21 protein-coding genes are annotated in these 26,320 nt (G+C 72.8%); 16 read left to right on the top strand and 5 right to left on the bottom strand.

Annotated features, from left to right (window positions below; all coding sequences use genetic code 11):
- The 6 genes from J0911_RS11295 to J0911_RS11270 all read left to right on the top strand — a co-directional run bounded on the left by J0911_RS11295 (position 1) and on the right by J0911_RS11270 (position 9,699).
- Complete coding sequence (locus tag J0911_RS11295) at positions 1-2,775, top strand: molybdopterin oxidoreductase family protein (RefSeq protein WP_242636613.1); 2,775 nt, start codon at positions 1-3, stop codon at positions 2,773-2,775.
- Positions 2,772-4,457 carry an FAD-dependent oxidoreductase gene (locus J0911_RS11290; protein ID WP_207275557.1) on the top strand — a complete coding sequence of 562 codons (1,686 nt, stop codon included), beginning with the start codon at positions 2,772-2,774 and terminating at the stop codon, positions 4,455-4,457. The genes J0911_RS11295 and J0911_RS11290 overlap by 4 nt, the downstream gene beginning before the upstream one ends.
- Positions 4,458-4,558: 101 nt before the next feature.
- Positions 4,559-7,255 (top strand): nitrite reductase large subunit NirB, encoded by a 2,697-nt coding sequence (gene nirB, locus J0911_RS11285; protein ID WP_207275556.1) that lies wholly within the window; start codon positions 4,559-4,561, stop codon positions 7,253-7,255.
- Positions 7,252-7,734 carry a nitrite reductase small subunit NirD gene (nirD, locus tag J0911_RS11280; protein WP_207275555.1) on the top strand — a complete coding sequence of 161 codons (483 nt, stop codon included), beginning with the start codon at positions 7,252-7,254 and terminating at the stop codon, positions 7,732-7,734. Before nirB ends, nirD begins: the two co-directional genes overlap by 4 nt.
- Positions 7,731-8,552, top strand: coding sequence for a uroporphyrinogen-III C-methyltransferase (cobA, locus tag J0911_RS11275; RefSeq protein WP_307865034.1), 822 nt, complete (start codon positions 7,731-7,733; stop codon positions 8,550-8,552). Before nirD ends, cobA begins: the two co-directional genes overlap by 4 nt.
- Before the next feature lie 46 nt (positions 8,553-8,598).
- Positions 8,599-9,699 carry a uroporphyrinogen-III synthase gene (locus tag J0911_RS11270; protein WP_207275756.1) on the top strand — a complete coding sequence of 367 codons (1,101 nt, stop codon included), beginning with the start codon at positions 8,599-8,601 and terminating at the stop codon, positions 9,697-9,699.
- On the opposite strand, the gene J0911_RS11265 is transcribed toward J0911_RS11270, so the two are convergent.
- Positions 9,686-9,832, bottom strand: a complete 147-nt coding sequence (locus J0911_RS11265; RefSeq protein WP_207275553.1) for a hypothetical protein — start codon at positions 9,830-9,832, stop codon at positions 9,686-9,688. The genes J0911_RS11270 and J0911_RS11265 overlap by 14 nt on opposite strands.
- Before the next feature lie 282 nt (positions 9,833-10,114).
- Here J0911_RS11265 and J0911_RS11260 point away from each other — a divergent pair, with 282 nt between their 5' ends.
- Together J0911_RS11260 and J0911_RS11255 are read left to right on the top strand one after the other, a co-directional pair.
- On the top strand, positions 10,115-10,684 hold the full coding sequence (locus J0911_RS11260) for a sigma-70 family RNA polymerase sigma factor (RefSeq protein WP_207275552.1): 570 nt from the start codon (positions 10,115-10,117) through the stop codon (positions 10,682-10,684).
- Entirely contained in the window at positions 10,681-11,571 is an 891-nt protein-coding gene (locus tag J0911_RS11255; protein WP_207275551.1) for a hypothetical protein, read from the top strand. The genes J0911_RS11260 and J0911_RS11255 overlap by 4 nt, the downstream gene beginning before the upstream one ends.
- Positions 11,572-11,599: 28 nt before the next feature.
- On the opposite strand, the gene J0911_RS11250 is transcribed toward J0911_RS11255, so the two are convergent.
- The 3 genes from J0911_RS11250 to J0911_RS11240 form a co-directional block, all read right to left on the bottom strand.
- The gene (locus tag J0911_RS11250; protein WP_207275550.1) at positions 11,600-11,929 is read right to left on the bottom strand and encodes a hypothetical protein; all 330 of its coding nucleotides are present in this window, start codon (positions 11,927-11,929) and stop codon (positions 11,600-11,602) included.
- A gap of 165 nt (positions 11,930-12,094) precedes the next feature.
- Entirely contained in the window at positions 12,095-12,973 is an 879-nt protein-coding gene (locus J0911_RS11245) for a helix-turn-helix domain-containing protein (RefSeq protein ID WP_242636612.1), read from the bottom strand.
- Between the two features lie 73 nt (positions 12,974-13,046).
- Positions 13,047-13,316: a hypothetical protein gene (locus J0911_RS11240; protein ID WP_242636611.1), complete on the bottom strand. Its 270-nt coding sequence runs from the start codon at positions 13,314-13,316 to the stop codon at positions 13,047-13,049.
- A 169-nt stretch (positions 13,317-13,485) separates the two neighbouring features.
- On the opposite strand from J0911_RS11240, the gene J0911_RS11235 reads away from it, so the two are divergent.
- The 8 genes from J0911_RS11235 (at position 13,486) to J0911_RS11200 (ending at position 25,078) form a co-directional block, all read left to right on the top strand.
- The gene (locus tag J0911_RS11235) at positions 13,486-14,067 is read left to right on the top strand and encodes a sigma-70 family RNA polymerase sigma factor (protein WP_307865033.1); all 582 of its coding nucleotides are present in this window, start codon (positions 13,486-13,488) and stop codon (positions 14,065-14,067) included.
- Entirely contained in the window at positions 14,064-15,539 is a 1,476-nt protein-coding gene (locus tag J0911_RS11230; RefSeq protein WP_207275549.1) for a hypothetical protein, read from the top strand. The genes J0911_RS11235 and J0911_RS11230 overlap by 4 nt, the downstream gene beginning before the upstream one ends.
- Before the next feature lie 76 nt (positions 15,540-15,615).
- Positions 15,616-16,989 (top strand): M18 family aminopeptidase, encoded by a 1,374-nt coding sequence (locus J0911_RS11225; protein ID WP_207275752.1) that lies wholly within the window; start codon positions 15,616-15,618, stop codon positions 16,987-16,989.
- A gap of 309 nt (positions 16,990-17,298) precedes the next feature.
- Positions 17,299-18,957, top strand: a complete 1,659-nt coding sequence (locus J0911_RS11220) for a helix-turn-helix domain-containing protein (protein ID WP_242636610.1) — start codon at positions 17,299-17,301, stop codon at positions 18,955-18,957.
- Positions 18,958-18,966: 9 nt separating this feature from the next.
- On the top strand, positions 18,967-19,704 hold the full coding sequence (locus tag J0911_RS11215; RefSeq protein WP_207275548.1) for an HAD family hydrolase: 738 nt from the start codon (positions 18,967-18,969) through the stop codon (positions 19,702-19,704).
- Between the two features lie 119 nt (positions 19,705-19,823).
- Positions 19,824-22,118, top strand: a complete 2,295-nt coding sequence (locus tag J0911_RS11210) for a sodium-translocating pyrophosphatase (protein WP_207275547.1) — start codon at positions 19,824-19,826, stop codon at positions 22,116-22,118.
- Positions 22,119-22,233: 115 nt separating this feature from the next.
- Positions 22,234-23,979: a DUF7059 domain-containing protein gene (locus J0911_RS11205; protein WP_307865032.1), complete on the top strand. Its 1,746-nt coding sequence runs from the start codon at positions 22,234-22,236 to the stop codon at positions 23,977-23,979.
- A gap of 145 nt (positions 23,980-24,124) precedes the next feature.
- Positions 24,125-25,078 (top strand): LysR family transcriptional regulator, encoded by a 954-nt coding sequence (locus tag J0911_RS11200; protein ID WP_307865031.1) that lies wholly within the window; start codon positions 24,125-24,127, stop codon positions 25,076-25,078.
- 22 nt (positions 25,079-25,100) lie between these two features.
- Here the strand turns inward: J0911_RS11200 and J0911_RS11195 are convergent, their stop codons facing one another.
- Positions 25,101-25,529: a hypothetical protein gene (locus J0911_RS11195; RefSeq protein WP_207275546.1), complete on the bottom strand. Its 429-nt coding sequence runs from the start codon at positions 25,527-25,529 to the stop codon at positions 25,101-25,103.
- Between the last annotated feature and the right edge of the window lie 791 nt (positions 25,530-26,320).

The following is a 26,320-nucleotide window of genomic DNA, read 5'->3' as shown; positions in this document are numbered from 1 at the left end:
ATGACTGACACCCACTGCCCCTACTGCGCCCTGCAGTGCGGCATGTCCCTGGCGCCGGGCACCGGGCCCGGTGCCGGGGGCGCGCCCGCGACGGCGTCGCCCGCTGGTCACGAGCGCCGTCACCCGCCCGCGACGGCGTCGCCCGCGGGTGACGGCGGTCGTGGCGCGGACGGTCCCTCCTCCGGGGCCTCCCGTCGGCGCGTCCTGCCGCTGACGGTGACGCCGCGCCAGTTCCCCACCAACCGCGGTGGCCTGTGCCAGAAGGGCTGGACCTCCGCCTCGGTCCTGACGGCCACCGACCGCATCACCGTCCCCCAGATCCGCCGCTCCCTCCTCCCGCCCCCGATCCAGGAGCTGCCGCCCTCCACCCAGGAGCTCCCGGCCCCCACCCAGGAGCTCCCGGTGCGCGACCACGCCATTCGTGGGGATGGCGACGTGAACATCGGCGAAAATGACGTGGTCGCGCACGATGGCGTGGTCGCCGATGGGCGTGGCGGCGACAGCGGCCGCGGCGGCGACAGGGGGCGTGGCCATGGTGCCGCGTCGGATGGGGCGGTCGGCGGCGGACGGCCGGGCGCGAAGGCATCTCGGCCGGCGGTGGCGGAGGATCCCTTGGTCCCTGTGAGCTGGGAGGTCGCGCTCGATCTGGTGGCCGGCAAGCTCGCCGCGCTCCGGGCCGAGCACGGACCCGGGTCGGTCGCGGTGTTCGGCGGTGGCGGGCTCACCAACGAGAAGGCGTACGCGCTCGGCAAGTTCGCGCGAACGGTCCTGCAGACCCCGAACATCGACTACAACGGGCGGTTCTGCATGTCGTCCGCGGCGGCCGCCGCCAACCGTGCCCTCGGTGCCGACCGCGGGCTGCCGTTCCCTCTCGCGGATGTCGGCGGGGCCGACGTCGTGCTGCTGCTCGGCTCCAACCTCGCCGAGACGATGCCGCCCGCGGTGCAGCATCTCACCGGCGCGCGTGAGGCGGGCCGCCGCGGTAGGGGCGGGCTCGTCGTCGTCGACCCGCGCGTCTCCGCCACGGCGAAACTGACCGACGACGGTGCGGGCGTCCACCTGCAGCCGGTTCCCGGCACCGACATGGTGGTGCTCCTCGGCCTGCTCCACGTGATCCTCGCCGAGGGCCTGGCCGACCGTGCCTACCTCGCCGAGCGCGTGACCGGGTTCGACGACGTCGCCCGGTCCGTGGCCGCCTGGTGGCCCGAGCGTGCCGAGACCGTCTGCGGCGTCCCGGCCGAGGAGCTGCGCCGCGTGGCCCGGCTGCTCGCCGTGGCGGCGCCGGCGAACGGAGGGCGCGGCGCCTACGTCCTGACCGGCCGTGGCGTGGAGCAGTCCGCCCAGGGCACCGCGACCGTGACGGCCGCGATCAACATCGCCCTCGCCCTCGGCCTCGTCGGCCGAGAGGGCTCCGGATACGGCGCCGTCACCGGGCAGGGCAACGGGCAGGGGGGACGCGAGCACGGCCAGAAGTCCGACCAGCTCCCCGGCTACCGCAAGATCGACGACCCGGCCGCGCGTGAGTACGTCGCCGGTGTGTGGGGCGTGACCCCCGAGTCGCTGCCCGGGCCGGGCAAGCCCGCGGTACAGCTGCTCCAGTCCCTGGGGGCGCGGCCTCGCCCGGCCACCGCGTCGTCCGGCACCGCGCCCGGCGGCACCGCGCCCGGCACCATGTCACCCGGCCCCGGTGCGCGGGAACCCGGACGGGCCGAGACACGCCCCCGGGCGCTCCTGGTGCACGGATCGAACCTGATCGTCAGCGCACCGAACGCGGACTCGGTCGCCGACCGCCTGAGGTCGCTCGATCTTCTCGTGGTCTGCGACTTCGTCCCGTCGGAGACCGCGCGGCTGGCGGACGTCGTCCTCCCCGTCACACAGTGGGCCGAGGAGGAAGGCACCATGACCTCCCTGGAGGGCAGGATCATCCGCCGTCGGCGTGCCACCGACGCGCCGGGCGAGGCCCGGTCGGAGCTCTGGATCCTCGCCGAGCTGGCCCGCCGCCTGGGGACGCCCGGCCAGACCGTACCGGGATCGGTGCGTTTCCCGACCGACCCCGCCGAGGTGTTCGACGAGCTCGCCCTCGCGTCCCGCGGCGGCGTCGCCGACTACTCGGGCCTGTCCCACGCCCGCCTCGACGCCGACGAGGCGTCCGGCGGCCCGGGACTCTTCTGGCCGGTCCCCGCGGCGCCGGTGCCCACGCCTGGCTCCGTCGTCGGCGGGTCTTCCGGCCACCCCGGCACGCCGCGGATGTTCCTCGACGGGTTCCCGACCCCCGACGGGCGCGCCCGCATGATCGCCGTCGACCACCACGGGCCGTCCGACGACGTCCGCCCCGGCGCACCCCTCTACCTCGTCACCGGCCGCGTGCTGCAGCACTACCAGTCCGGGGCGCAGACCCACCGCGTCACGGAGCTGGAGCGGCTCGTCCCGGAGCCGTACGTCGAGATCCACCCGGTGCTCGGCTTCCGCATCGGCGTGCCCGACGGCGCCCGCGCCCGGCTCACCACCGGTCGAGGCTTCGTCGAGGCGACCGCCCGCTGGACCGACGCCGTGCGCCCCGACACGGTCTTCATGCCGTTCCACTGGTCCGGCGTCGGCTCCGTGAACCGCGTGACCACGGACGCCACCGATCCGATCTCCGGGATGCCGGAGTTCAAGGTGTGCGCCGTCGAGGTCGCACCGGTGCCCGACGGCCTCCCGCCGGGCACCGCACCGGGCCGGGCGCCCGGTACCCGCCCCGAGTCCGCCCCCACACTCGAGGAGACCCCCGCATGAGTCTGCGAGTCCCGTTGCGGATCGTCGTGATCGGTTTCGGCATGGTCGGCGGCAGGTTCGTCGACGAACTGCTGCGCCGCGACACCGACGACGCGTTCGACGTCACCGTTCTCGGCGCAGAGCCGTACGAGCCGTACAACCGCGTGCTGCTGAGCGACGTCGTCGCGGGTCGCACCGACGTCGCGGCGATCGGCATGCCCATGCCCGACCTGGAACGCGTGGACCTGCGTCGCGGCGTCGGAGCGGTCTCGATCGACCGTCAGGCGCGGGTGGTCGTGGCCGACGACGGTTCCCGGCATCCTTACGACCATCTGGTCCTGGCCACCGGGTCCGAGGCCAGGATCCCCCCGGTCCCGGGCCTGGGCACGGGCGGCTCGGCCGGGCTGCCCGCCGGCGCGCACGCGCTGCGCACCCTGGACGACGCCCGCGAGATCGTCGCGGCCACCGTGAACACCCCACGTGCCGTCGTGGTGGGTGGCGGCGTCCTCGGCGTCGAGGCCGCGTACGGTCTCGCGGCCCGGGGCCTGGAGGTCACGATCGTCGACGGCGCGCCGTCGCTGATGGCGCGCCAGCTGGACGGGCCCGCCGGCGAGGTGCTCGCCGCCGGCCTCGCCGCCCGCGGCGTGACCGTGCGGGCCGGGGTGCTGCCCAGCGAGGTGCTCGTCGCAGGCGGCCGTGTGGTCGGTGTGCGGCTCGGGAACGACGACGTGGTCGCCGCCGGCCTCGTCGTGCTGTCCACCGGAACCGTCCCGACCGCCGGGATCGCCCGGGCGGCGGGACTGGCGACGGACCGCGGCATCGTCGTCGGCCACGACCTGACCAGCCCGGACGACGAGGCGATCTGTGCGATCGGTGACTGCGCCCAGCCGCCCGAGGGGTCACGCGGTCTGGTCGCCGAGGGCTGGGACCAGGCTCGCCGCCTGGCCGAGCGGTTCGCCGACGAGGCGGCCGCGCGTGCCGCTGCCAGCGCACGGGAGGCCGCCGGCCTCGACCCCGCCGTGGGCGCCTCCGCCGTGACCGGCGGACCCAGGGAGCATCTGCGCTTCCCCGACCAGGGCGAGCGGCCGTCGATGGCCGTGCGGCTCGGTACGCTCCTCGGCTCGCAGGCGGTCACGCGCACGCCGTCCGACACAGGGATCGACACCCGCGGCACCGACGTCGTGAAGGTCAAGGCGGGTGACCTGAGCATCGTCAGCATGGGCGCGGCAGGCCTCGGCCGCTCGCCCCGCCCGGGTGAACGCGCGGTACGCCTCGCCGACCCCGCCGGAGGCCGGTTCGTCGAGGCCGTGGTCGCCGACGGCGTCCTCGTCGGCGCCACGTGCGTGGGTGACCCGCGCGTCGCGGCCGACCTCACCGCCGCCTACACACGACGTATCCCTGCGCCCGCCGACCCGGCGTTCCTCCTGATCACACCGATCATGCCGACCGCGGCGCCGGTGGACTCACCGGAGCACATGCCCGACGACGCCGTGGTGTGCCGGTGCAACGGCGTCACGAAGGGCGAGATCGCCGGCTGCTGCGCGAGCGGCACGGACTCGCTGGAGGAGATCGCCGCGGAGACCCGTGCGACCACCGGCTGCGGTTCCTGCAGGGAGGCCGTCTGCGGGATCGCGGCGTGGGTCCGGTCGGCGAGGCCGACGGCCTCGGAGCTCGACCCGAGCGGTGCGCAGGTGCCCGCATGACGCGCGGCTCACACGCCGGCCCCGGTCCGCGTGAGGAAGATGTTCCCGACGTGCAACCGACGTCGCACCGTACCGAAAAGCTGCCCGCCTACGGTCAAGACATGGTCAACTCATCGGTGCCCGGACCAGCGGGCGACACCCAGCGTGAAGCCGGGAGCGACGACACGCGGCGCGTCGTCGTCGTGGGCGGCGGCATGGTCGCGCAGCGTTTCGTGGAGGCCCTGCGCTCCCGCGACACCGACGGCCGCTACTCCGTCACGGTCTTCGCCGAGGAGCCCCGGCCCCCCTACGACCGCGTCGGCCTGAGCCGCTGGTTCACCGACGGGCCCGAGGCCCTCGCGCTGGGTGAGCCCGAACTGTGGGACGACCCGCTCGTCACCCTGTACCGCGACCGCAGGGTCACGGCGATCGACCGCGAGCGGAAGACCGTCACCGACCGCCTCGGCCGCGTGCACCCCTACGACCACCTGGTGCTGGCCACGGGCTCCTTCCCGTTCGTGCCACCGATCCCGGGAGCCGACCTGCCGGGCGTGTTCGTCTACCGCACCATCGACGACCTGGCCGCCCTGCGCGGCTGGGTCGAGCAGAAGAGAGAGGCGAGCCCGAACAAACCCCTACGTGGCGCCGTCATCGGAGGCGGCCTCCTCGGCCTCGAGGCGGCGGGCGCGCTCAAGGCGCTCGACGCGCACGCGACCGTCATCGAGTTCGGCACGCACCTCATGGGCGTGCAGATCGACCTGGGCGGAGGCGAGGCCCTCAAGCGGCTCATCAACGGCAAGGGCATCGCGGTCCGCACGGACACCGCCACCAAGGAACTCAAGCCCCACCGGCGCACCGGGCACGTCGGGCGCATGGAGTTCGCCGACGGCGGGCGGCTGGACACCGACATCGTCGTCGTCGCCACGGGCGTCCGTCCGCGCGACGAGCTGGCGCGCGAGGCCGGCCTGGAGATGGGTGAGCGTGGCGGCGCCGTCGTCGACCTCGCCTGCGCCACCAGCGACCCGGACGTGTCCGCGATCGGGGAGGTGGCCTGCATCGAGGGCCGCTGCATCGGCCTCGTCGCGCCCGGCTACACCATGGCGGAGATCGTCGTCGACCGCCTGCTGGGCGGCGACGCGACGTTCCCCGGCGCCGACACCGCGACCAAGCTCAAGCTGTCCGGCGTCGACGTCGCCTCCTTCGGCGACGCCCACGGCCGGACCGACGGCTGCGTCGAGGTCGTCTGGGCCGACCAGGTCGCCGGGATCTACAAGAAGCTGGTGCTGTCCGACGACGCCCGCACCCTCCTCGGCGGTGTGTTCGTCGGCGACGCCGCCCCGTACGCGATGCTGCGCCCCCTGCTCGGCGCCCAGCTCCCCGAGGGCGACCCGAGCAGCTTCATCCTCCCCGAGAGCGGCAACGGCGCCGCCCTCGGGGGGCTCGAGCTCCCGGACGACGCCACCGTCTGCTCCTGCAACAACGTGTCGGCGGGAGAGATCAGGGCCGCCGTGGCCGGATCGGACGGAGTGCCCGGCTGCACCGACGTCCCCGGGGTCAAGGCCTGCACCAAGGCGGCCACCACCTGCGGCGCCTGCCTGCCCGTGGTCAAGAAGCTCACCAACACCGAGCTCGAGAAGGCCGGCATCGAGGTCAGTAACGCCCTGTGCGAGCACTTCGAGCTGACCCGTGCCCAGCTGTTCGACGCCGTCCGCGTGGCCGGCCTGCACACGTTCAGCGAGATCATCGGCCGGTTCGGCCGGGCCCCCGAGGGCGCCGCCGGTCCCGGCCGCGGGTGCGACATCTGCAAACCCGTCGTCGCCTCCGTCCTGGCGAGCCAGGGCAACGGCCACATCCTCGCGGGCGAGCAGGCCGCGCTGCAGGACACCAACGACCACATGCTGGCCAACCTGCAGAAGGACGGTACCTACTCCGTGGTGCCTCGCATGCCGGGCGGCGAGGTCACGCCGGAGGGGCTGATCGCCGTCGGCGAGGTCGCGCGGGACTTCGGCCTGTACACGAAGATCACCGGCGGCCAGCGGGTCGACATGTTCGGCGCGCGCGTCGAACAGCTGCCCGACATCTGGCGCCGCCTCGTGGACGCCGGCTTCGAGTCCGGCCACGCCTACGGCAAGTCGCTGCGCACCGTGAAGTCCTGCGTGGGCTCCACCTGGTGCCGGTACGGCGTGCAGGACTCCGTGGGCATGGCGGTCGAGCTGGAGCTGCGGTACCGCGGCCTGCGAGCGCCGCACAAGCTCAAGATGGGCGTCTCCGGCTGCGCCCGCGAGTGCGCCGAGGCCCAGAGCAAGGACGTGGGCGTCATCGCCACCGACAAGGGCTGGAACCTCTACGTGGCGGGCAACGGCGGGCAGCGCCCCGCGCACGCCAAGCTGCTGGCCGAGGACCTCACCCGGGAAGACCTGATCACCACCATCGACCGTTTCCTCATGTACTACATCCGCACCGGCGACCGCCTGCAGCGCACCGCCCCGTGGATGGACGAGGTCGAGGGCGGCCTCGACGGCGTGCGCCAGGTCGTCATGGAGGACTCCCTCGGCATCTGCGCCGATCTGGACGCCGCCATGGCCGACCACGTCGCGAGCTACGAGGACGAGTGGAGGGCCGTGCTCGAGGACCCGGAGAAGCTACGCCGCTTCACCTCGTTCGTGAACGCCCCCGAGGAGACCGACCCGAACCTCGCGTACGTCGCCGAGCGCGGCCAGCACCGCCCTGCCACCGACGCGGAACGTGCAGCGGCCGTCGCGGGCGCGCAGGACGCGCCCGTCCTGATCTCGGGTCCCCACCTGGAGGTGCGCTCATGACCCTGTCCGAACACGAGCTGGACCGCGACGGCTCCCGTACCGTGTCGCGGCCCGGCGGGGCCGTGGCGCTCGCCCGGGGAGCCGAAGGGAGCGAGGACGTGGACGTGCCCGGTGACGTCGTGTGGCACACCGTGTGCCCGGTCGACGACCTGACGCCGGAACGTGGCGTCGCCGCGCTGCTCGACGGCGTCCAGGTGGCCGTCTTCCTGCTGGCCGAACCGTACGACGGCGTCCGGCTGCGTGCCGTGCAGAACCTCGACCCGTTCTCCGGGGCGTACGTCCTGTCGCGCGGGATCGTCGGCACCCGGGGCGGAGTGCCGACCGTGGCCTCACCCGTCTACAAGCAGGTGTTCTCCCTCGTCACGGGTGAGTGCCTGGTCGAGGCCGACAAGGAGCCGAAGCCCGGGCTCGTGGCGGACCTGACGGTCCACCCGGCCCGGGTGGTCGACGGTGTCGTCCGAGTGGGAGCACCGGCGTGAGAGGCCCGCAGACGTCGGGGCCGGGCGGTGCGGCAGGCGATCCGCCCGGCTCCGGCCACCCACCGCGCGGGCGGGTGACCCTCGTGGGCGGCGGTCCCGGTGCCGTCGACCTGCTCACGTTGCGGGCGTGGCGCGCCCTGCAGAACGCCGACGTCGTCGTGGCCGACAGGCTCGGTGCCGTCGGGGTGCTCGACGACCTGCCCGCCACGACGGATGTCGTCCACGTGGGCAAGGCGCCCGGCCACCACCCCGTGCCGCAGGACGAGATCAACCGGATCGTCGTCGCGCGCGCCCTGGCCGGGGCGCACGTCGTACGCCTCAAGGGCGGCGACCCGTTCCTGTTCGGGCGGGGCGGGGAGGAGATGCTGGCCTGCCGGGAGGCGGGGATCGAGGTCGAGGTCGTGCCCGGGGTCACCTCGGCGGTCAGCGTTCCCGGGCTCGCGGGGATCCCCGTGACGCACCGGGGGACCGCTCACGGGGTGCACATCGCGTCGGGGCACGGCGGGCTCGACGCCGCCGCGATCGCCGTGGCCCGGGAGAACACGGCTACGCTGGTGGTACTCATGGGGGTCTCGTCGCTGAGCACCATCGTTCAGCAGGCGCTGCGTGCCGGGACCGACCCGGCCACTCCCGTGGCGATCGTGGAGAACGGCTCCACGCCGGCCCAGCGTGTCACGCGGACCCGCCTCGACGAGGCGGCGGACGTCGCCACCAGGGCGGGTGTGGCGGCCCCCGCCGTCATCGTCATCGGTGGCGTGGCGGCGGACGGACTGCTCGGGGGCGCGCGTGACGGGCGACTGGCAGGTGCCGGTGTCTGAGGCCGCGCAGGGCGTGGCCCTGCCCCGCCCTGCGCTGGGACAGGTCATGGCGGGCTGCACGGTGCTCGTGACCGCCGAGCGGCGGGCCGCGGAGCTGGCCGCCGCCCTGGAACGTCGTGGTGCGCAGATCCGCCACGCCCCCGCGCTGAGCATGATCCCGCACGTCGACGACCAGACCCTGCTCGCCGCGACGCGTGCGATCATCGCCGACCCACCCGATGTCGTGGTCGTCACCACCGGGATCGGGTTCCGCGCCTGGTTCGAGGCGGCGGACGCGCACGGGCTCGCCGAGCAGCTCACCGCGATGCTCGCCGGCGTGCGGATCGTGGCGCGCGGACCGAAGGCGCGGGGCGCGATCCAGGCGGCCGGCCTGTACCCGGACTGGGTCGCCGAGTCGGAGACGTCGGCCGAGGTCGCGGAGGTGCTGCTGAGCGAGGGCGTGTCCGGGCTGCGGATCGCGATCCAGCACCACGGTGCCGGCGCCGACGGGCTGGACGACGTGTTCGAGAAGGCCGGCGCGCAGGTCGCCAGCCTCGTCGTGTACCGCTGGGGTCCGGCGCCGGACCCGGCCGCGGTCGTGGCGTCGGCGGACGCCGCCGCCGTGGGGGAGATCGACGCCGTCGTGTTCACGTCGGCGCCCGGTTCGGAGGCGTGGATCCGAGCCGTCGAGGAGGCAGGGGTGCTGTCCGCCGTGCGGGAACGGGTCGAGGGGGACCGGCTCGTCATGGCTGCCGTCGGGCCGATCACGGCCAAGCCGCTCGAGGACCGCGGCATCAAGACGCTGCAACCGGAGCGGGGGCGCCTGGGCGCGCTCGTGCGGGCACTGGTGGGGCACTACGAGCGGATCGAGTCGGTGGCGCTGGCCACCGTCGCGGGCCCGCTGCAGATCCGGGCACGGGTCGCGGTCCTGGACGGGCGGGTGCTGCCCCTGTCCCCGACGGGCGTCGAGGTGCTGCGGCTGCTCGCCGCCGCCGGGGGTGATGTCGTCTCCCGGGACCAGGTACTGGCCGCGCTGCCGGGCGACTCCACCGACCCCCACGCGGCCGAGGTGGCCGTCGCCCGGCTGCGTGAGACGGCGGGCCGGGACCTGATCCGCACCGTGGTGAAGCGGGGCTACCGCATCGAACTCGCCGTCAGCCCCCGCTGACGGCACCGTCCTCGATCGTGACGGTGATCGGGTCGGAGACCACGAGCCACTCCTCCTCGGAGCTGCCCCCCACGGACATCGCCCCGTAGACGTCGAAGCCGTCAGGGCTCGGGCCCGATCCCTGGGGGCGCACGGCCCTCCATCGATCCCTGGGGGCGTGCGGCCCTCCATCGCGCCACCTCTGCCTCAGCGGTCGGCAGGCCGTAGCCGTCGTCGGCGATCGTTGGGGGCAGGGGCGCTGCCTTCACGATCTCTTCACGTCAGACCTGTATCAGGGCGCCGGGAGGCCGCTCTGAGTCAGATGAGACTCGTTTCGCGTGCGGCACGCGCAATGCGGAAGAATCTCTCGGTTGCCCCCAACCATCGGGGGCGCTCGTTCGTGACGACCTGACATGAGAACCCTCAGGAGGCCCCGGTGCCGCAGTGGGACAAGGAGCTGGCCGACCTCATGATGCATCGAGGAGCCGCTCTGAACGGCTATGCCTACCTGCTGTGCGGTGACCGGCACCAGGCCGAGGACCTGGTCCAGGAGGCGCTGGTCCGGACCTTCTCCCGGTTCCGGCGTCCGGCGGTGCCGCGCGTGGCCGACGCGGGTGGACAGCCGTTCGCCGACGACGCACACGGTGCCGGCCTCGACCCGGCGATGGGCATCGAGCGCTACGTGAAGCGCGCGATGACCAACATCTACGTCGACGGGTTCCGCCGCCGCTCCCGGTGGTTCGGCATCCAGCACCTCCTCGCCGACGACGGCCGGGCGCGCAGCCCGGAACACGCGGCGTCCGCCAAGGCGGACATCGAGGCGGCGCTGGAGCGGCTTTCGCCGCGGCAGCGTGCCGTGGTGGTGCTCCGCCACTTCGAGGACATGACGGTGCCGCAGATCTCGACCACCTTGGGCATCGCGCAAGGTACTGTGAAGCGGCACTTGTCGGACGCCATGTCGGCGCTTCAGAACGTCATGGACGTGCAGCCGGGAGGAAGCCTGTGACGAACGCAGACCACCCGCCCGAAGGAGAACATCCGGGGGCGGGATCCGGTCTTGCCGCCGCACTCGAGGAGATGTCCCGCCGTGGCGAGGCGATGGCACCACCTCACGTCGACGCGTATGCGGCGGTCCGTGGGCGTGTTCGCACCCGGAGGGCGGCGAAGGCCGCGGGGGCGGGCATGATGTCCGTCGCGGCGGTGACGCTCGTGGCGACCGGCGCACTGTACGACCCACCCCACGACATGGGCTACGCGCCCGGTGTCGCGGGGTTCACGACCGCCCCCGACGTGCTCGGCCTGGGCCGGCACGGTGAGGCCCATCTGATGCTCGGATTCCAGCCCCCGGGCTGGGAGGGCAGTCCCATCGCCTGCGGCGGGCGCCTGCCGGCCCGGTTCTTTCCCGACGAGGGCGAGGCGCGTTCCGGGGACGCCGCGCCGGTGGCCGACGGTTCCTCGACCGGTGGGTACGGCCTGCGGATCACCGATGTCCGCCGCAACACCCTCGCCGTGACCCGAACCGAGGAATCGTTGTCGGACGACGTACTGGCCGGCCCGCTCTCCTTCGTCTGGACCCAGGGCGGCCGCGTCGTGTCCCTTCCGGTCGACGCCGTGCAGGACGCGACCGTCGGCATCGAGGACTTCACCCACTACGGAACGCCGTCGACCAGGTCCGCGTGCCTCGGCAGGGACGGCGCCGACGAGGACGTGAGCGGGCCCACCGCGGAGGCGCCCGAACTCCCGGCCGGCACCTACGAGGTGCGCGCGTACCAGTACCTCGTCCCGACGGGCGAGCCGGGGGCGGTGGGCCGGGCCGTCGAGGATCCCTCGTCGTGGAGCGCCGCGGTCACGGTCGTGCTCACGGAGGACGGGGTCCTGCTTCCCGCCGGATGACGCGGCTCCCGCCGCGCCTGCGGGACGGTCAGTTGTCGCCGTGCCGCGCGTCGCGGAGCAGCTCGTCCTCGGCGTAGTCCCATCGCCGGAACTTCGGCACATGGGCGGTCAGCTTCGGCTCCCCGATCCACCAGCCCGTGCCGCCGTCGCACCGCGGCATCCGGTCGGCGGGCTCCCCCGTGGCGATCCAGTGGTAGCGGCTGGTCTCCTCGACCCAGGTGAGCACCGTCATGGCACCGCACATCATGCAGGAGGCGTGTTCACCGGGGAAGGAGCGCTCGCCGGGCGGGATCTCCCCGGCGGTCCGGCCGCCACGTCGTCCTGCCGTGCCGTTGTCGCCATCGCCTCGGGGCGTCATGGGATATCGCGCGGTGTCGAGCGGGTCGCGACGTTGTCCTGGGGGGTGACGGGTAGGGCCGGGGCGCGCACCGCAGCGTGCGTCTCACCGGCCCTGACCTGGGTAGGGACCGAGCACATGCCTCTGGATGCTAGTTTCGCCGAGCGCCCCGGTCGTGCAATTTTCTCAATGTTTCTCGTCGATCTGCCGTGCGGCGATCTGCCGCGCGGCATGGCGCAGCACCGCCCGTGCTCGCTTCCCGTGCACGGCGGCGCTCTCCAGGGCGTCGAACGCGGCGGCGTAGGCCTCGACCTCCGCCGCCTGAGTGAGCTGCAGCAGCGCGGAGACCGTCTCGACCACGACCCGCCGGTCGTCGTAGATGCCGAACGGGTGCTTCGGTGTCACGACGAGCGGCTGGTCGAAGGGAATGATGCCGAAGCGGACGTTCGGCAACGCCGTGGCCTCCCGGAGCCTGTCGACCTGGCCGAGCATGTCGCCCGGAGAGCACAGGTTGTACAGCAGCACCGCCTCGGTGATGACGAACCTGAACTGCTTCGACGGATCGCGCAGCACGTCCTGCCGGCGCATCCGCGCGACGACCGCCGCCTCGAGATCCGTGCGCCCCCACGTCCTGCTCACCCGCTCGAGGATCGCGGTCGCGTACGCGGGTGTCTGCAACAGGCCCGGAACGATCCCCGACTCGTAGCCTCGGAACAGGCGGGTCTCCTCCTCACGCCGCGCGACCGCGTTCTGCGTCGACGCCATGCCGCCACGCAGGACGCGCTCCCACTCCTGATGGCGCGTCTGGAGCGTGTGCAGCTCCGCGAGCAGGGACTCGACCTGGTCCGTACTGTTCGTCGCCGCGCACCACGAGCGCACGTCCTCATCCGTGGGCGGCTGATGCGCGTTCTCGATCTTGGAGACCTTCGACCGCGCCCATGACAGGGACTCGGCGAGCTGCTGCCCGGTCATCCCAGCAGCCCGCCGGAGATCACGCAGCCGAGCGCCCAGTGCGGTGCGCCCCTCACGGATGCGAGGACTCAACGCGGTGCGAGGCACGGGCATCTCTCTTCTATCCGGCAACAGCAGACATCACCGAAGACAAGGTATCGGATACCCAAGTAGGCGATGAATCACACTAACGGATGACCGCTTCCTGATAACGCCTCGCCCACATCACCAGCACCTCCTCGGGCACCTCAACGATGTCCTCGTGCTCGGGCAACTCGCCGACCTCCTGCCGTACCTGAGCATCCGTCACTTTCCAACCCTGGACGACGTACGTCGCCCGATCCGTTCGGTCCGTCGCGAAGAGCGTCGGGGAACCGTCAGGCTCCGAGGCGGGATCCTTCCCGAGAAATCGCACGTGCACGAGCATCCTCCCCTGTTCAGTGGTTTCCAGGATCATCACAGCGCTGCCCGCGCTGGTCCGCACCTGGGTGTGAAGGGCGGATGATGGGCCGAGGCGCTTCCGGTACCCGGCACACCACCGAGGCAACGATCCGCACACCCCGCGCGTCATGGTCAGTGTGTCCGGCAGAACGAGCCGGAGAAGATCCACGGAGAGGTGACGCATCGTGGCGTGGGAGGACGAGCTCGGCGAGCTGATGGCCACGCGCGGCAACGCGCTGGTCCGCTACGCCTACATGCTCGCCGGCGACCGCGCGCTCGCGGAGGACCTGGTGCAGGACGCACTCGTCAAGGTCTTCTCCCGCCTGCGCGGACCGGCCGGCCGTGCCCGGCGCCCGGCGGGGAGCGAGCGGGGAACGCACGTGCACACGCTGGACGACTCGCCGCTCGAGAACACCGAGGGCTACGTGCGACGTGCCATCCTCACCCTCTACCTCGACGGCTACCGCAAGCGGCAGCGCTGGTACGACATCAAGCACCTCCTCGCCGACGACGGCGTCGGCAGGAGTGCCGACGCGGCGGCCACCGCCCGGGTCGACGTGATGGCGGCACTCGCCCGGCTCGGGCCCCGCCAGAGAGCCTGCGTGGTGCTGCGCTACTTCGACGACCTCACCGTGCCGCAGATCGCCGACGCGCTCGGGACGGCACAGGGCACCGTGAAGCGATACCTGTCGGACGCCACCGACCACCTCCGGGACCTGCTCCGCCCCGACGATCTCCGCCCGGCCGAAGGGAGGGCCGCCCCATGACCAGCAACCTGCCCGAGCGAGACGACGCGGACTTCCTTTCCGGCGCACTGCACGGCGCCGCCGACGCGATGCCCGGAGGCGAGACGGAAGAGATGCACCTGCAGTTCGGCGTCGTCCGCGACCGGGTCCACCGGCGTCGCGCCACGAAGATCGGCGGGATCGGAGCCACGGCGCTCGCTGTCGTCGGCGGGCTCGCCGTGGGGGCGGCCCAGTTGTCGCCGTTCGACGACGAGGCCCTCCTCCCCGCAGACCCCACGCCGTCGGACACGGTCACGGTGCAACCGGGTCCGACCCAGGACACGATCCTGGACGGGTACCTGCCCTCCGACATCTACGAGGGGACCCCGCTCGCCTGCGGAGCGGGCGAGGACGTGGTTCCCCGGTCCGCCGACGGGTACGCGATCGAGATCGAGGGACTGTACGTCGATCGCGCCGGGGGCGAGGAGATTCCGTGGCTGGACCTGACCGTCGAGGGCGAGTCCGCGGACTTCCCGGGACACCTGGAGTTCCCGCCCGGGACCGTCTGGGTGCGGGACGGCCAGATCGCGCGCCTCCCCTCGTACTTCGATCCGGAACCGCACCAGGTCGCGTTCGACGAGACCGGGGTGGGGCGGACCGAGGACTACCTGTCGACCGGCAACACGTGCATGCCTCCCGAGGGGTTCGAGGACATCCCGTCCTCCCGGCCGGTGCCGTACGAGCAGCCGCTCCCGGCGGGTGCCTACACCGTCTATCCGATCCTGTGGACCGACGTCACGGCGGGAAGTGCTGACTACGTCGCGGGCGAACCCGTCGTCGTCGAGGTGCTGCCCGGGGGTTCGGTCGCCGGGTTGGACGAGGCGCCGTTCGGGGACGCGCAGGACACGTCGCCGGACGGGCCGGGAAACGAGCCGTCCGGTGACCCCGGGTCGTCCGGCGACGGGAACGGGCCCGGCGCGGGGACGGGCTCGGACGGCGCGGGCGGGTCCGGAGAGGCGGAGGCGGGCGACGCACCGGGCGACTGCTCGGCCGCGGGGCTCGACGACACGAGCGACTTCTCCTTCGAGCCCGAGCCGGTGGCTCGCACGGCACGGGCCCTGGTGGACGCCGCCCTCGCCTGTGACGTGGACGCGCTCGAGCTCGTCGAGGAGCCCGGTGTCACCCAGCTCCACCGGGCCGCGGAGGTCTCGGTGGCGGAGCGGTTCGCCCTTCCGGAGGGGGAGGACGACGTGTACGCGAAGCTCGTGGCCCTGCTGAGCGGGACCGCCGTCGTCGACCCCGGCACGGGGAACCACGTGTGGCCGACCGTTGCCTCGCCGGAGTACCAGGACGACCCGGTCGCCTGGGACTACGCCGTCGAGATGGGCTTCGCCACCCGGGCCCAGGCCGACGCGTGGCGGGCCGCCGGCGGTGCCTACCACGGCTGGCGCATGTCGATCGAGCCGGACGGGACCTGGCGCACCTTCCTCGGGACGGACCCCGCGGCCGGCTGACGGGCCGGACCGGGCCGGCGCGCATAATGTGCCCGTGAGTCCTCAGAATTCGAACCCGCCCGTTCCGAGCCCGCCGCTGCCGCCGTCGATCCCGCCACGCCAGCCGGCGCCGAAGGCGGCCAAGCAGCACGTCGAGGACCTCGGCGCGTTCGTCGCCGCGTCGCCGTCCTCATATCACGCGGCCGCCGAGGTCACGCGCCGTGCCAGGGTGGCGGGGTTCGTCGCGCTGGACGAGAACGATGCCTGGCACGTGGTGCCCGGCGGCCGGTACGTCGTCGTCCGTGACGGTTCGGTGATCGCGTTCGCGATCCCGGCCGACGCCGGTCCGGACTCCGCGTTCACGATCCTCGGCGCTCACACCGACTCACCCGGGTTCAAGCTCAAGCCCAGGCCGACCACCGGTGCGCACGGCTGGTGGCAGGCCGGCGTCGAGGTCTACGGCGGGCCGCTGCTCAACTCGTGGCTGGACCGGGAGCTCGAGCTCGCGGGCCGGGTGGTGACGACCGAGGGCACCGAGCACCTCGTGCGGACGGGGCCGCTGCTCCGCATCCCGCAGCTCGCGATCCACCTCGACCGCGGTGCGAACGACGGGCTGAAGCTCGAGCCGCAGCGGCACACCCAGCCGGTATGGGGACTGGGTGACCTGTCCGGCGCGGACGTGCTCGCGGAACTGGCGCCCCAGGCGGTCGACCCGGCCACGATCGCCGGGTACGACGTCGTGGTCGCCGACACCCAGCCGCCGCGGACCTTCGGCGCGGGACAGTCGATGTTCGCCTCCGGCCGCCTGGACAACCTGCTGTCCACGCACGCCGCACTGACCGCCCTGCTCGCCCGGGTGAACGGCGGGAAGAAGGGGAAGGCCGGCGGCGCGCCGTCGTCGGGCACCGCCGCGAACGGAGCGGCGAACGCCGCCGCGAGCGGGCGCATCGCCGTGCTCGCGGCGTTCGACCACGAGGAGATCGGTTCCGCCTCGAGGTCGGGCGCCGCCGGGCCGTTCCTGGAGGACGTGCTGGGCCGGATCCATGCCGCGCTCGGTGCGTCCGCGGAGGACCGCGCACGGTCGTTCGCCGGATCGCTCCACGTCTCGTCCGACGTCGGGCACGCGGTGCACCCCAACTACCCGGAACGCCACGACCCGGCGAACCGGCCCGTGGCGGGCGGCGGCCCGATCCTGAAGATCAACGCCAACCAGCGGTACGCGACCGACGCACACGGTGCGGCCGCCTGGAACGCGGCGTGTGCGGCGGCGGGCGTGCCGAGCCAGGAGTTCGTGTCGCACAACGACGTGCCGTGCGGGTCGACGATCGGCCCGATCAGTGCGACACGGCTCGGCATCAGGACGGTCGACGTCGGCGTGGCGCTCCTGTCCATGCACTCGGCCCGCGAGATGACGGCCGTGGTGGACCCCTGGTACCTGTCGCGGGCCATGACGGCGGTGCTGACGGGCTGAGGCGACAAGATCCTCCGCCGCCCGTGCGGTTTCTGCCGATTTTGGCCCGCGCGGGCGGCCTGGCACTCTGGCCTGCGACGACGGCCCCAACTGTTCTTCCCGGAGCGGGTGAATTCTTGGCCTGTTCCTCATGCACGCACGCCTTCACGGTGATATCACGGAAGTAATCTGCTCAGTCGAAGAGCGATTTGACGAATCATCTGGGAAAGTCGGTCATACAACGACAACGTCATGGGTTGCCAACAGGGGGAGGCTGGCGAAATGCCCAGTAGCAGAAAGTCACGAACGTGCGCTCGATGCGGTTGCGTGTTGAGCCGATACAACTCCGAGGAGCAGTGCGCCGCGTGCCGGCGCACCGAGCGCGTCCCGGTGGTCGAGCTCCCGACCGTTCCGGCGCACGTCTGGGACGACGCGGGGGTGCGTTCCGCGCTGGAGGACTGGGACTTCGGCCAGGTGAGCCGCATGGTGCGCCAGCTCGTCCCGCTGCGTCAGGAGGACGTCGCCGCGCTGACGGGGCTGAGCCAGTCCTACCTGTCGATGCTCGAGTGCGGTGACCGCAAGCTGACCGACGTCGCCCGTGTGGTGCAGTTCCTGTCGGGGCTCGGCACGCCGGTGGACCTCGTGCGTCTGCCGCTGCCCGGGGCGTCGCGCGGCGAAGGCGCCGACGTCGAGCGTTCGGCGAGCGGCCGGCCGGTGGCCGGTGGCGCGAAGCCCACCACGGGTTCGGTCCGGACCGTGGCCAGGAAGAAGATCGAGGCGGCACGCAAGGTCCCCGCGGCGGTGGACGGCACGGCTGACAACGACGTCGCGCCGAGCCTGACCGACCCGATGCTGGACCCGGTCGAGCCGTGGACCAACGACCGCCTGACGCTCGCGCTGCGGGCGGCGCTCCGGACCGACGTGTCCGTCGAGGAACCAGCGTCCGCGCTGCAGTTCGCCGAGCCGAACCCTGGCAACGCGGCCGTGCTCAGCGGTCTCACGCTCGCCGCCTACGTGCACCACTGGGGCACGGAGGAGACGGAGCTCCTGCGGCGGACCGTCGGGGGCGCGCGGGTGACCCAGCAGATGTGCGACCACCTGCAGGGCACCACCGATCAGCTGCGGATGATGGATGCGGGCGCGGGCAGCGGTAGTGTCGCGGACATGGCGCGCGCCCACCTCGCTCTCGTGCTGCGGGCGCTCGAGCACGGGAACTTCGACGAGTCGGTCGGGCGTCGCCTCGCGGGCGTCGCCGCCGACACGGCGGCGCAGGCCGGATGGTACGCCTTCGACGCGGACCGGCACGCGGCGGCGCAGGCCTACCTGCTCGGCTCGCTCCGGGCGGCGCACACCGCCCAGGACGCCCGCCTCGGTGCAGGCGCCCTGTCCTACCTGGCCATCCACGCATATGCGAACGACCGTCCGCGGGACGCCATCGTCGCGGCCCAGGCCGGCCGGCAGCAGGTCCGCGGCTTCGACGTGCCGCACCTGGAGGCGGTGCTGCTCACCCGGCAGGCCCGCGGCCACGCCTTGCTCGGAGAGCGCGAGGCGGTGCGGCGGGCGCTGGGTACGGCGGCCGAGCTCTGTGTGAAGGGCCCGGGCAAGGACGACCCGCACTGGATCTACTGGATGAACGAGGGGGAGATCCACGGGCAGACGGCGTCGGCCAGCCTGGCCATGGGGGACACCGCCGCCGCGGTCCAGTCGTTCGGGCGCGCGGCCGAGGGGCTGAACCCGACCGAACAGCGCACCCGCGGCCTCTTCCTGTCGCGGGCGGCGCAGGCGTACGCCCGGGCGGGCGACCTCGACGCCGCGTGCGCCACGGGCGGCGAGGTGGTGACGCTGGCAGAGCGCGTGCAGTCGGCGCGGCTGCGCAAGCACCTCACCGACGTGGCGGGCGACGTGCGCACCGCCGCCCGCCGCACCACTCGCGGTCGGTCGCACGCCGGGGCGCGCAACCTCACCGAGCGGATCGCCGTGCTGGCGTAGTGAGGTGAGATGAGCTCCAGTTCCACGGCACGCGGGGAACCCGGCACCATCCTTCTGCTGTGGGACATCGACCGGACCCTGATCTACGTCGGCGACGTGGACCGCACGGCGTATCGCGAGGCGTTCGAGGAGGTCGTCGGACGCCCCGCGAGGCGCTTTCCGGCGCGCGGCACGGGGGTGACCATGCCGCGCGCCATCCGTGGACTGCTGCTGGACAACGCCGTGCCCGAGGACGACCTCGAACAACTGCTGTCCCGGATGCTGAAGGTGGTGCCGGAACGGCTGGCCGCTCATGAGGACGACGTGCGGCGCGACGGTTCCCTCATGCCGGGGGCGAGGGCGGCCGTCACCGCGGTCGCGGCCGCCGACGGGTTCGTACCGGCCGTCGTCACCGGCAACCTCGAGCCGAACGCCCGCCTCAAACTCCGGGCGTTCGGGCTCGACCGGTACATCGATCTCGACGCGGGCGCGTACGCGTCCGACGACGAGCACCGCCCCGCTCTGGTCGCGATCGCCCAGAGGCGCGCGGAGGAGCGTTACGGCGCGCGCTTTACCCGGACGAACACCGTGATCGTGGGCGATTCGCTCGAAGATGTGCGTACCGGTGTGGAAGGCGGGGCGCGCGTCGTGGGCGTGGCCGCCGGCCGGACATCGACCGCGGCGCTCCGTGAGGCCGGTGCCGACGCGGTGCTCCCGGACCTCACGGACGTCGAGCGGCTGTTCCGGGCGGTGGATCCCGCCCGCTAGTGACCGGTGTCACATGCAGGTACACTCGGCGCATTCCCGCTGCCAACGTTGCCGGCGGGACGTTCCATACCCACCAAGGGTCATGACCCGTTCATGGAATCCCCCGTCGAGGAGGACGGATGCTCACACTCGGCTCCACCAGCATCACCGTTGTCACGGTGATCGCCCTCATTGCCGTAGGCGCACTCGTCTGCGCGTTCGTGCTGCGCAGGCAGGTCCTCGCCGCACCTGAAGGCACCCCCAAGATGCAGGACATCGCTCAAGGGGTGCAGGAGGGCGCCTCGGCCTATCTCAACCGCCAGTTCCGCACGCTCGCCCTCTTCGCGGTGGTCGTGTTCGCGTTGCTCTTCCTGCTCCCGGGCGAGAGCGGGGTGCGCGTCGGCAGGTCCGTCGCGTTCCTGTTCGGCGCCGGATTCTCCGCCGCGATCGGCTACCTCGGGATGTGGCTGGCGGTGCGGGCGAACGTGCGCGTCGCCTCCGCGGCGACGCGCCCCGGTGGCCGGGCCGAGGGGGCGCGGATCGCGTTCCGCACCGGCGGCGTCGTCGGCATGTCGGTGGTGGGCCTCGGCCTCCTCGGCGCCGCGATCGTCGTGATCATCTACCGTGAGCAGGCACCCGGTGTCCTGGAGGGCTTCGGTTTCGGCGCGGCCCTCCTCGCGATGTTCATGCGTGTCGGCGGTGGCATCTTCACCAAGGCGGCCGATGTCGGCGCCGACCTGGTCGGCAAGGTCGAGCAGGGCATCCCGGAGGACGACCCCCGCAACGCCGCCACGATCGCCGACAACGTGGGGGACAACGTCGGGGACTGCGCCGGTATGGCGGCCGACCTGTTCGAGTCCTACGCCGTGACGCTGGTGGCCGCCCTCATCCTGGGCAAGGCCGCGATGGGTGAGCAGGGCCTGGTGTTCCCCCTGATCGTCACCGCCATCGGTGCGCTCGTCGCGCTGCTGGGCGTGTTCATCACCAGGGTGCGCGGGTCGGAGAGCGGGCTCACCGCCATCAACCGGGGCTTCTACATCTCGGCGCTCATGGGTGCGGTGCTGGCGGGTATCGCGGCATTCGTCTATCTGCCGGGCTCCTTCGAGCAGCTCGACGGCACGGCGGACCTCGGCGACGTCAGCGGGATCGACCCCCGCATCGTGGCATCGGTGGCTGTGCTCGTCGGCGTGGTCCTGGCCGGCGTCATCCTGTGGATCACCGGCTACTTCACGGACACCAACAAGAAGCCGACCGCACACGTGGCAGCGACCTCGCGCACCGGCGCGGCGACCGTGGTGCTGTCGGGCATCGGCGTGGGCTTCGAGTCGGCGGTCTTCACGGCCGGCACGATCGCCGCGGCGATCTGCGCCGTGTTCCTCCTGGCCGGCGGCTCGGTGTGGCTCGCGCTGTTCCTCGTGGCGCTGGCCGGTTGCGGTCTGCTCACGACGGTGGGCGTCATCGTGGCGATGGACACCTTCGGCCCGGTCAGCGACAACGCGCAGGGCATCGCGGAGATGTCCGGCGAGGTCGACGAGGAGGGCGCACAGATCCTCACCGACCTGGACGCTGTCGGGAACACCACCAAGGCCATCACGAAGGGCATCGCCATCGCGACGGCGGTGCTCGCGGCCACCGCGCTGTTCGGCTCGTACGCGGAGGCGGTGACCCACGCCCTGGCAGGCGTCGAGGAGCAGGGACGCGGCCTGGTCACCTCCATGCTCGACTACCAGATCATCAGCCCGGTCACCCTCGTGGGCGTGATCCTGGGCGGCGCGACGGTCTTCCTGTTCTCGGGCCTGGCGATCGACGCGGTGACCCGCGCGGCCGGGGCGATCGTCTTCGAGGTGCGGCGCCAGTTCCGCGAGCACCCGGGCATCATGACGTTCGACGAGCGTCCGCAGTACGGCCGCGTGGTCGACATCTGCACGCGGGACTCGCTGCGTGAGCTCGCGACGCCGGGTCTCCTCGCCGCCTTCGCTCCCATCGCCGTGGGCTTCGGTCTCGGTGTCGGGCCGCTGGCGGGCTTCCTCGGTGGCGCGATCGGTGCGGGCGTGCTCATGGCGATCTTCCTCGCGAACTCGGGGGGTGCCTGGGACAACGCGAAGAAGATCGTCGAGGACGGTCACTACGGCGGCAAGGGCTCCGAGGCGCACGAGGCGACGATCATCGGCGACACCGTGGGCGACCCGTTCAAGGACACGGCCGGTCCGGCCATCAACCCGCTCATCAAGGTGATGAACCTCGTGGCGCTGCTGATCGCGCCCGCCGTCGTGGCGATGTCGATCCCGGCCGACGCGAACCACGCGCTCCGCATCGGCATCGCGCTCGCCGCGGCAGCGATCGCGCTCGGTGCGGTCGCCTGGACGAAGATCCGCGCCAACCGGGAGAACGGTGCCTCGGAGGCGAGCGAGGAGAAGGCGTCGGCGGTGGTGTGACGACGGGGCGGCTCGCCCCGCTCGGGGCGAGCCGCCCGGATCCGCTCCCTCGCGCGACGGCGCGTCGCCGGGGCGCCGAGTCCCTCTTTCCGCGCCGGTGCGGGAAGATGGCCGCGTGCCTGCCTCTCGTCCGGTGACCCCGTCCGCTCCGCATGTCGATCCGGCGCTCGTGTCCGCGCTCCACGGGGACCTCGAGTCCAGCGGCTACGACGTCGACGGCGTCGAGGACCTGCTCGGTCCGGTGGCCTCGGCTGCGCTGCACCGCGAACAGGCGTTGCCCGCGCGCCGTGTCGTGGAGCCGGTCCGCGCCAAGGACCCTCGTGCCGCGCTGGTCTCCCTCTTCCTGCTGGGGGACGCGGTCCCACGGGCTGCGGTCGACCGTGCGCTGCCCGCCACCGGCGCCGCCGGAGCGGAGCATCTCGGCCTCGTCCGTGCCGCGGGCACCGGTCCCGACGACGGCGTCCGCGCGGCCGTCGACCTGCGTCCCTACGGCGCCACCGACGCCTCGGGCGACGTGCGCTGGTGGCTCGCCTCCGACCTCGGCGAGACGGCCACCGGGTCCCGGCTTCCCTCCGACCACGTGCTCGGCGCGGGCGGTGCCTCCCTGACGCTCGCGCAGGTGACGATCCGCCGGTCCGTCACCCGGGTGCTGGACCTGGGCACCGGTTGCGGCATCCAGGCGTTGCACGCGGCCCGCCACGCCCGGGACGTCGTCGCCACCGACATCTCCCGGCGCGCCCTCGCCTTCGCCGCGTTCAACGCCGCCCTCAACCTGGACGGCGACGGCCGGGACGACGTCGCGGCCGACCGCACCGCCGACCGCACCGCCGACCGCCGCGGCGCGGCGGCACGCGCTGCTCGGCTCGACCTGAGACACGGGTCCATGGTCGAACCCGTCGCCGGTGAGCAGTTCGACCTGGTGGTCTCGAACCCGCCGTTCGTCATCACGCCGCACACCGGTTCCGCGGGGGCGGCGGTCCGCGCGGCGCTCGGTGACTACGAGTACCGTGACGGCGGCAGGGCGGGCGACGACCTGGTCCGTGAACTCGTGACGGGTATCGGAGAGGCTCTGGCGCCGGGTGGGATCGCCCAGATGCTCGTGAACTGGGAGCACCGCCGGGGCGAGACGTGGCACGACCGCGTGGGCGCGTGGCTGGACGTGGCGCACGAGCGGTACGGGTTGGACGGCTGGGTGATCCAGCGTGAGGTTCTCGATCCGGCGGAGTACGCGGAGACGTGGATCCGCGACGGCGGCACCACCCCGGACCGTGAACCCGCGGCATGGGCGGGCGCGTACGAGGCGTGGCTCGAGGACTTCGCGTCCCGTGACGTGGAGGCGGTCGGCTTCGGGATCGTGACGCTCCGGCGGCCCGGTGCCGTCTCCGGCAGCGGCACGAGCGGAGCGTCGGCCGACGACGGCGCCCGGCGGGGCGGCCGGGAAAGGTTGCGCCGCCTGGAGGAGCACGGCGGATCGGTGCGCCAGCCCCTCGGCGGTCATCTTGCCGCGGTGCTGGACGCGCATGCGTGGCTCGCCACGCGCGGTGACGACGAAGTGGCGGTAACCCGCCTTGTACGAGCCGCAGATGTCACGGAGGAAAGGTATCTGACACCTGGATCCGCCGATCCGAACGTCGTGATCCTGCGACAGGGTGACGGGCTGGGCCGTGGTGTCCAGGCGTCGTCACCACTGGCCGCGCTCGTCGGAACGTGCGACGGCGAGCTGACCGTCGGTCAGATTATCGGCGCGCTGGCAGCGCTCTTCGAGGTCGCAGCCGCCGATCTGGCCGCCGAACTGCTGCCTGCCGTGCGGGGTCTTGTCCTGGATGGCTTCCTTGTCCCGGCTGTACACAACGGCGGATGACCTCTGGGTGAACCATCACCGGTGTTTGCACTCGGTTTCACCCAGAGTTGGGTCTGTTTCCGGCATGTAACGGCGGGTGGCGGGCATCCGCCAATTGACTCCAGCCCCAAGACAGGGGCCCGGGCTGGCGCTTATTTTCCTTGACGTGGAACTCGACCTGCGCCACCTGCGGATGGTGGTCGCCGTTGCCGAGTCCGGGAGTGTGACCAAGGCCGCCGCTGTCCTTGGCATCGCGCAGCCGGCTCTGACGGCGCAGCTGAACCGCATCGACCGTGCTTTGGGCGGGAGCGTCTTCGTACGTGACCGCAACGGCGCGCGCTCGACCGAGCTCGGCGATCTGGTACTGCGCCATGCCCGTGTCCTGCTGCCCGCCATGGCCACCCTCACCGACGATGTTCAAAGACTGGTCAACAGCCGGGATGGTGATCCCGGAGCGCTTCGTGTCGGCGTCGCCGGCAGCGGGCTCGGCGGACTCTTCGTCAACCGGTTGCACTCGGCACTGCCCGGAGCCGACGTGACCACCGTCCTGCCACGTACCGGCGGCGATCTCAGCGGTGCCCTGGCGTGCGGAACGATCGAGCTCGCGGTGACCGGGATGTGCTCGGACGCGCCGCCACCCGCCTCCGAGGCGGTGACGTGGACGCGCGTGAGCACCGACCCGCTGTTCGTGCTGCTGCACGAGGGCCACGAGTACGCCGACAAGCCCGAGGTCACGCTGGCCGAGCTCGCGGAGGAGCAGTGGCTCGGAGTGCCCGATGACAGCTGCCTGGCCTCGTGCTTCGTGTCCGCCTGCGTGCGTGCCGGATTCACGCCCAGTGCCGTCGGCGAGGCCGACTGGACGACCGCCGTCGACCAGGTCCGTACCGGGCGCGCCGTCGCGCTCGTCGAACCGGGCCAGCCGGATCCGCCCGGGGTCCGGGCCGTGCCGCTCACCGGTGCGCCGCTGCGCCGGACCCACTACCTGGGGTGGCGCCGCGACGTGCGCGGCCTTCTCGACACCGAGCTCATCGAGGACGCCGCGTTCCGTGCCCATCGCGACGCGGTGGCGCGAAGTCCTCAGTACGGCCTGTGGCTGGAGCGTCATCCGAACATCGGGTGACTCGCGACCGGGAGCCCGGGCGTCAGGCGTTGCAGTCCGCGTTCACGTACCGCGTGATCCGCTTGCTCGTGGCGATCATGTCGTCGGTGTCGACCTTCGTCGACGCGACCTGGGCCGCTTCGGCGATCCCCTCGGCGTCGCCCGCCTTCTCGGCCTCGAGGGCGTCGGCGACCGTCGTGTAGAACGCGTGGGCTGCCTCCCAGTCCTCGGCGATGCCTGCCGGCACGTCGTCCACCGAAGCCATGGCGTCGCGCGCTTCGATGAAGCCGGAACGGACGGAGGCGGGCTCGCTCTCCGAGATCCCGGTCTGCGCGTTGGCTGCCTTGGTCCAGGCGGTCTGCGCCGCCGCGCACTGCTGCGGTGTGGCGGCGGCGAGGTTCTTCCCGGAGCCGAAGTAGTTGGTGGCCCACCCGGCGCCCAGCCCCAGCACGACGGCCACGACGGCCGCCACGATCAGCACCGTGGGTCTGTCGGCCGCCTTCGGCAGTCCCGTGGCCAGGATGCGACGGATCCTTGCCCTGGACGGCCGCGTCGGCGCGGAAGACGCGGTGCGGCCACGGGGTCGCGAGCCGGGCCCGCCGGATCGCTTGCCGGGAGCGTCGCCGGCCGGGACGACGTCGCCCTTCGGCCCGGGCCTTCCCGAGCGGGACCGGCGTGCGGTGCGGCCGGCGGGTTCCTCCTCGGCACGCGCCGACCGGCGGCTCCGGGGCGGTCGCGCCGACTCCTCGGCGGAGGGGTCCGTGCCCGTGTCCGCCGGAGCGGGCTGCGAGCCCGGGGCCTCCGCGACCTTGCCGACACGGCCGCGGCGGCTGCGGCGGGCCGGACGTTCGGACGCGACCGACTCCCAGCCGGGCGTTCCGGCGTCGTCCGGGGCCGAGTCGCTCGTGGCCGATCCGTCGGGCGCGCCGGAGGCCGAGGCGCCGAAAGGCGTGGGAACGTCCGCGGCTCCGGTGGCCTCGGGTGGTCCGGACGCCGCGCTCGTGTCCGTATGGCCGCGCCCGTGATCCGCCCCCGTGCGGCCGAACGGAGAACCGGGGCTCTTCGTGGCCTCCCGGGGAGCCGCCCACGGACCTGACGGTCCGGCCGAGTCCGTGGTCTGTGCTGTCGCGAGACTTTCCGCCCACTCCAACGCGGTCGGCTGCGGTGCCTCCTCGCCCCTCGCGAGACGCTCGGCCCACTCCAGGGCATTGCTGGTGGGCGGGCCGCCGGCACGTGCGCCGGACCGACCGCTTCGCGAGCGTT

Source organism: Myceligenerans salitolerans (genome assembly GCF_017349295.1).
GTDB classification, from domain to species: domain Bacteria; phylum Actinomycetota; class Actinomycetes; order Actinomycetales; family Cellulomonadaceae; genus Myceligenerans; species Myceligenerans salitolerans.
The sequence above is the reverse complement of the archived record's forward strand: the minus strand, read 5'-3'. Positions and strand labels throughout refer to the sequence as shown.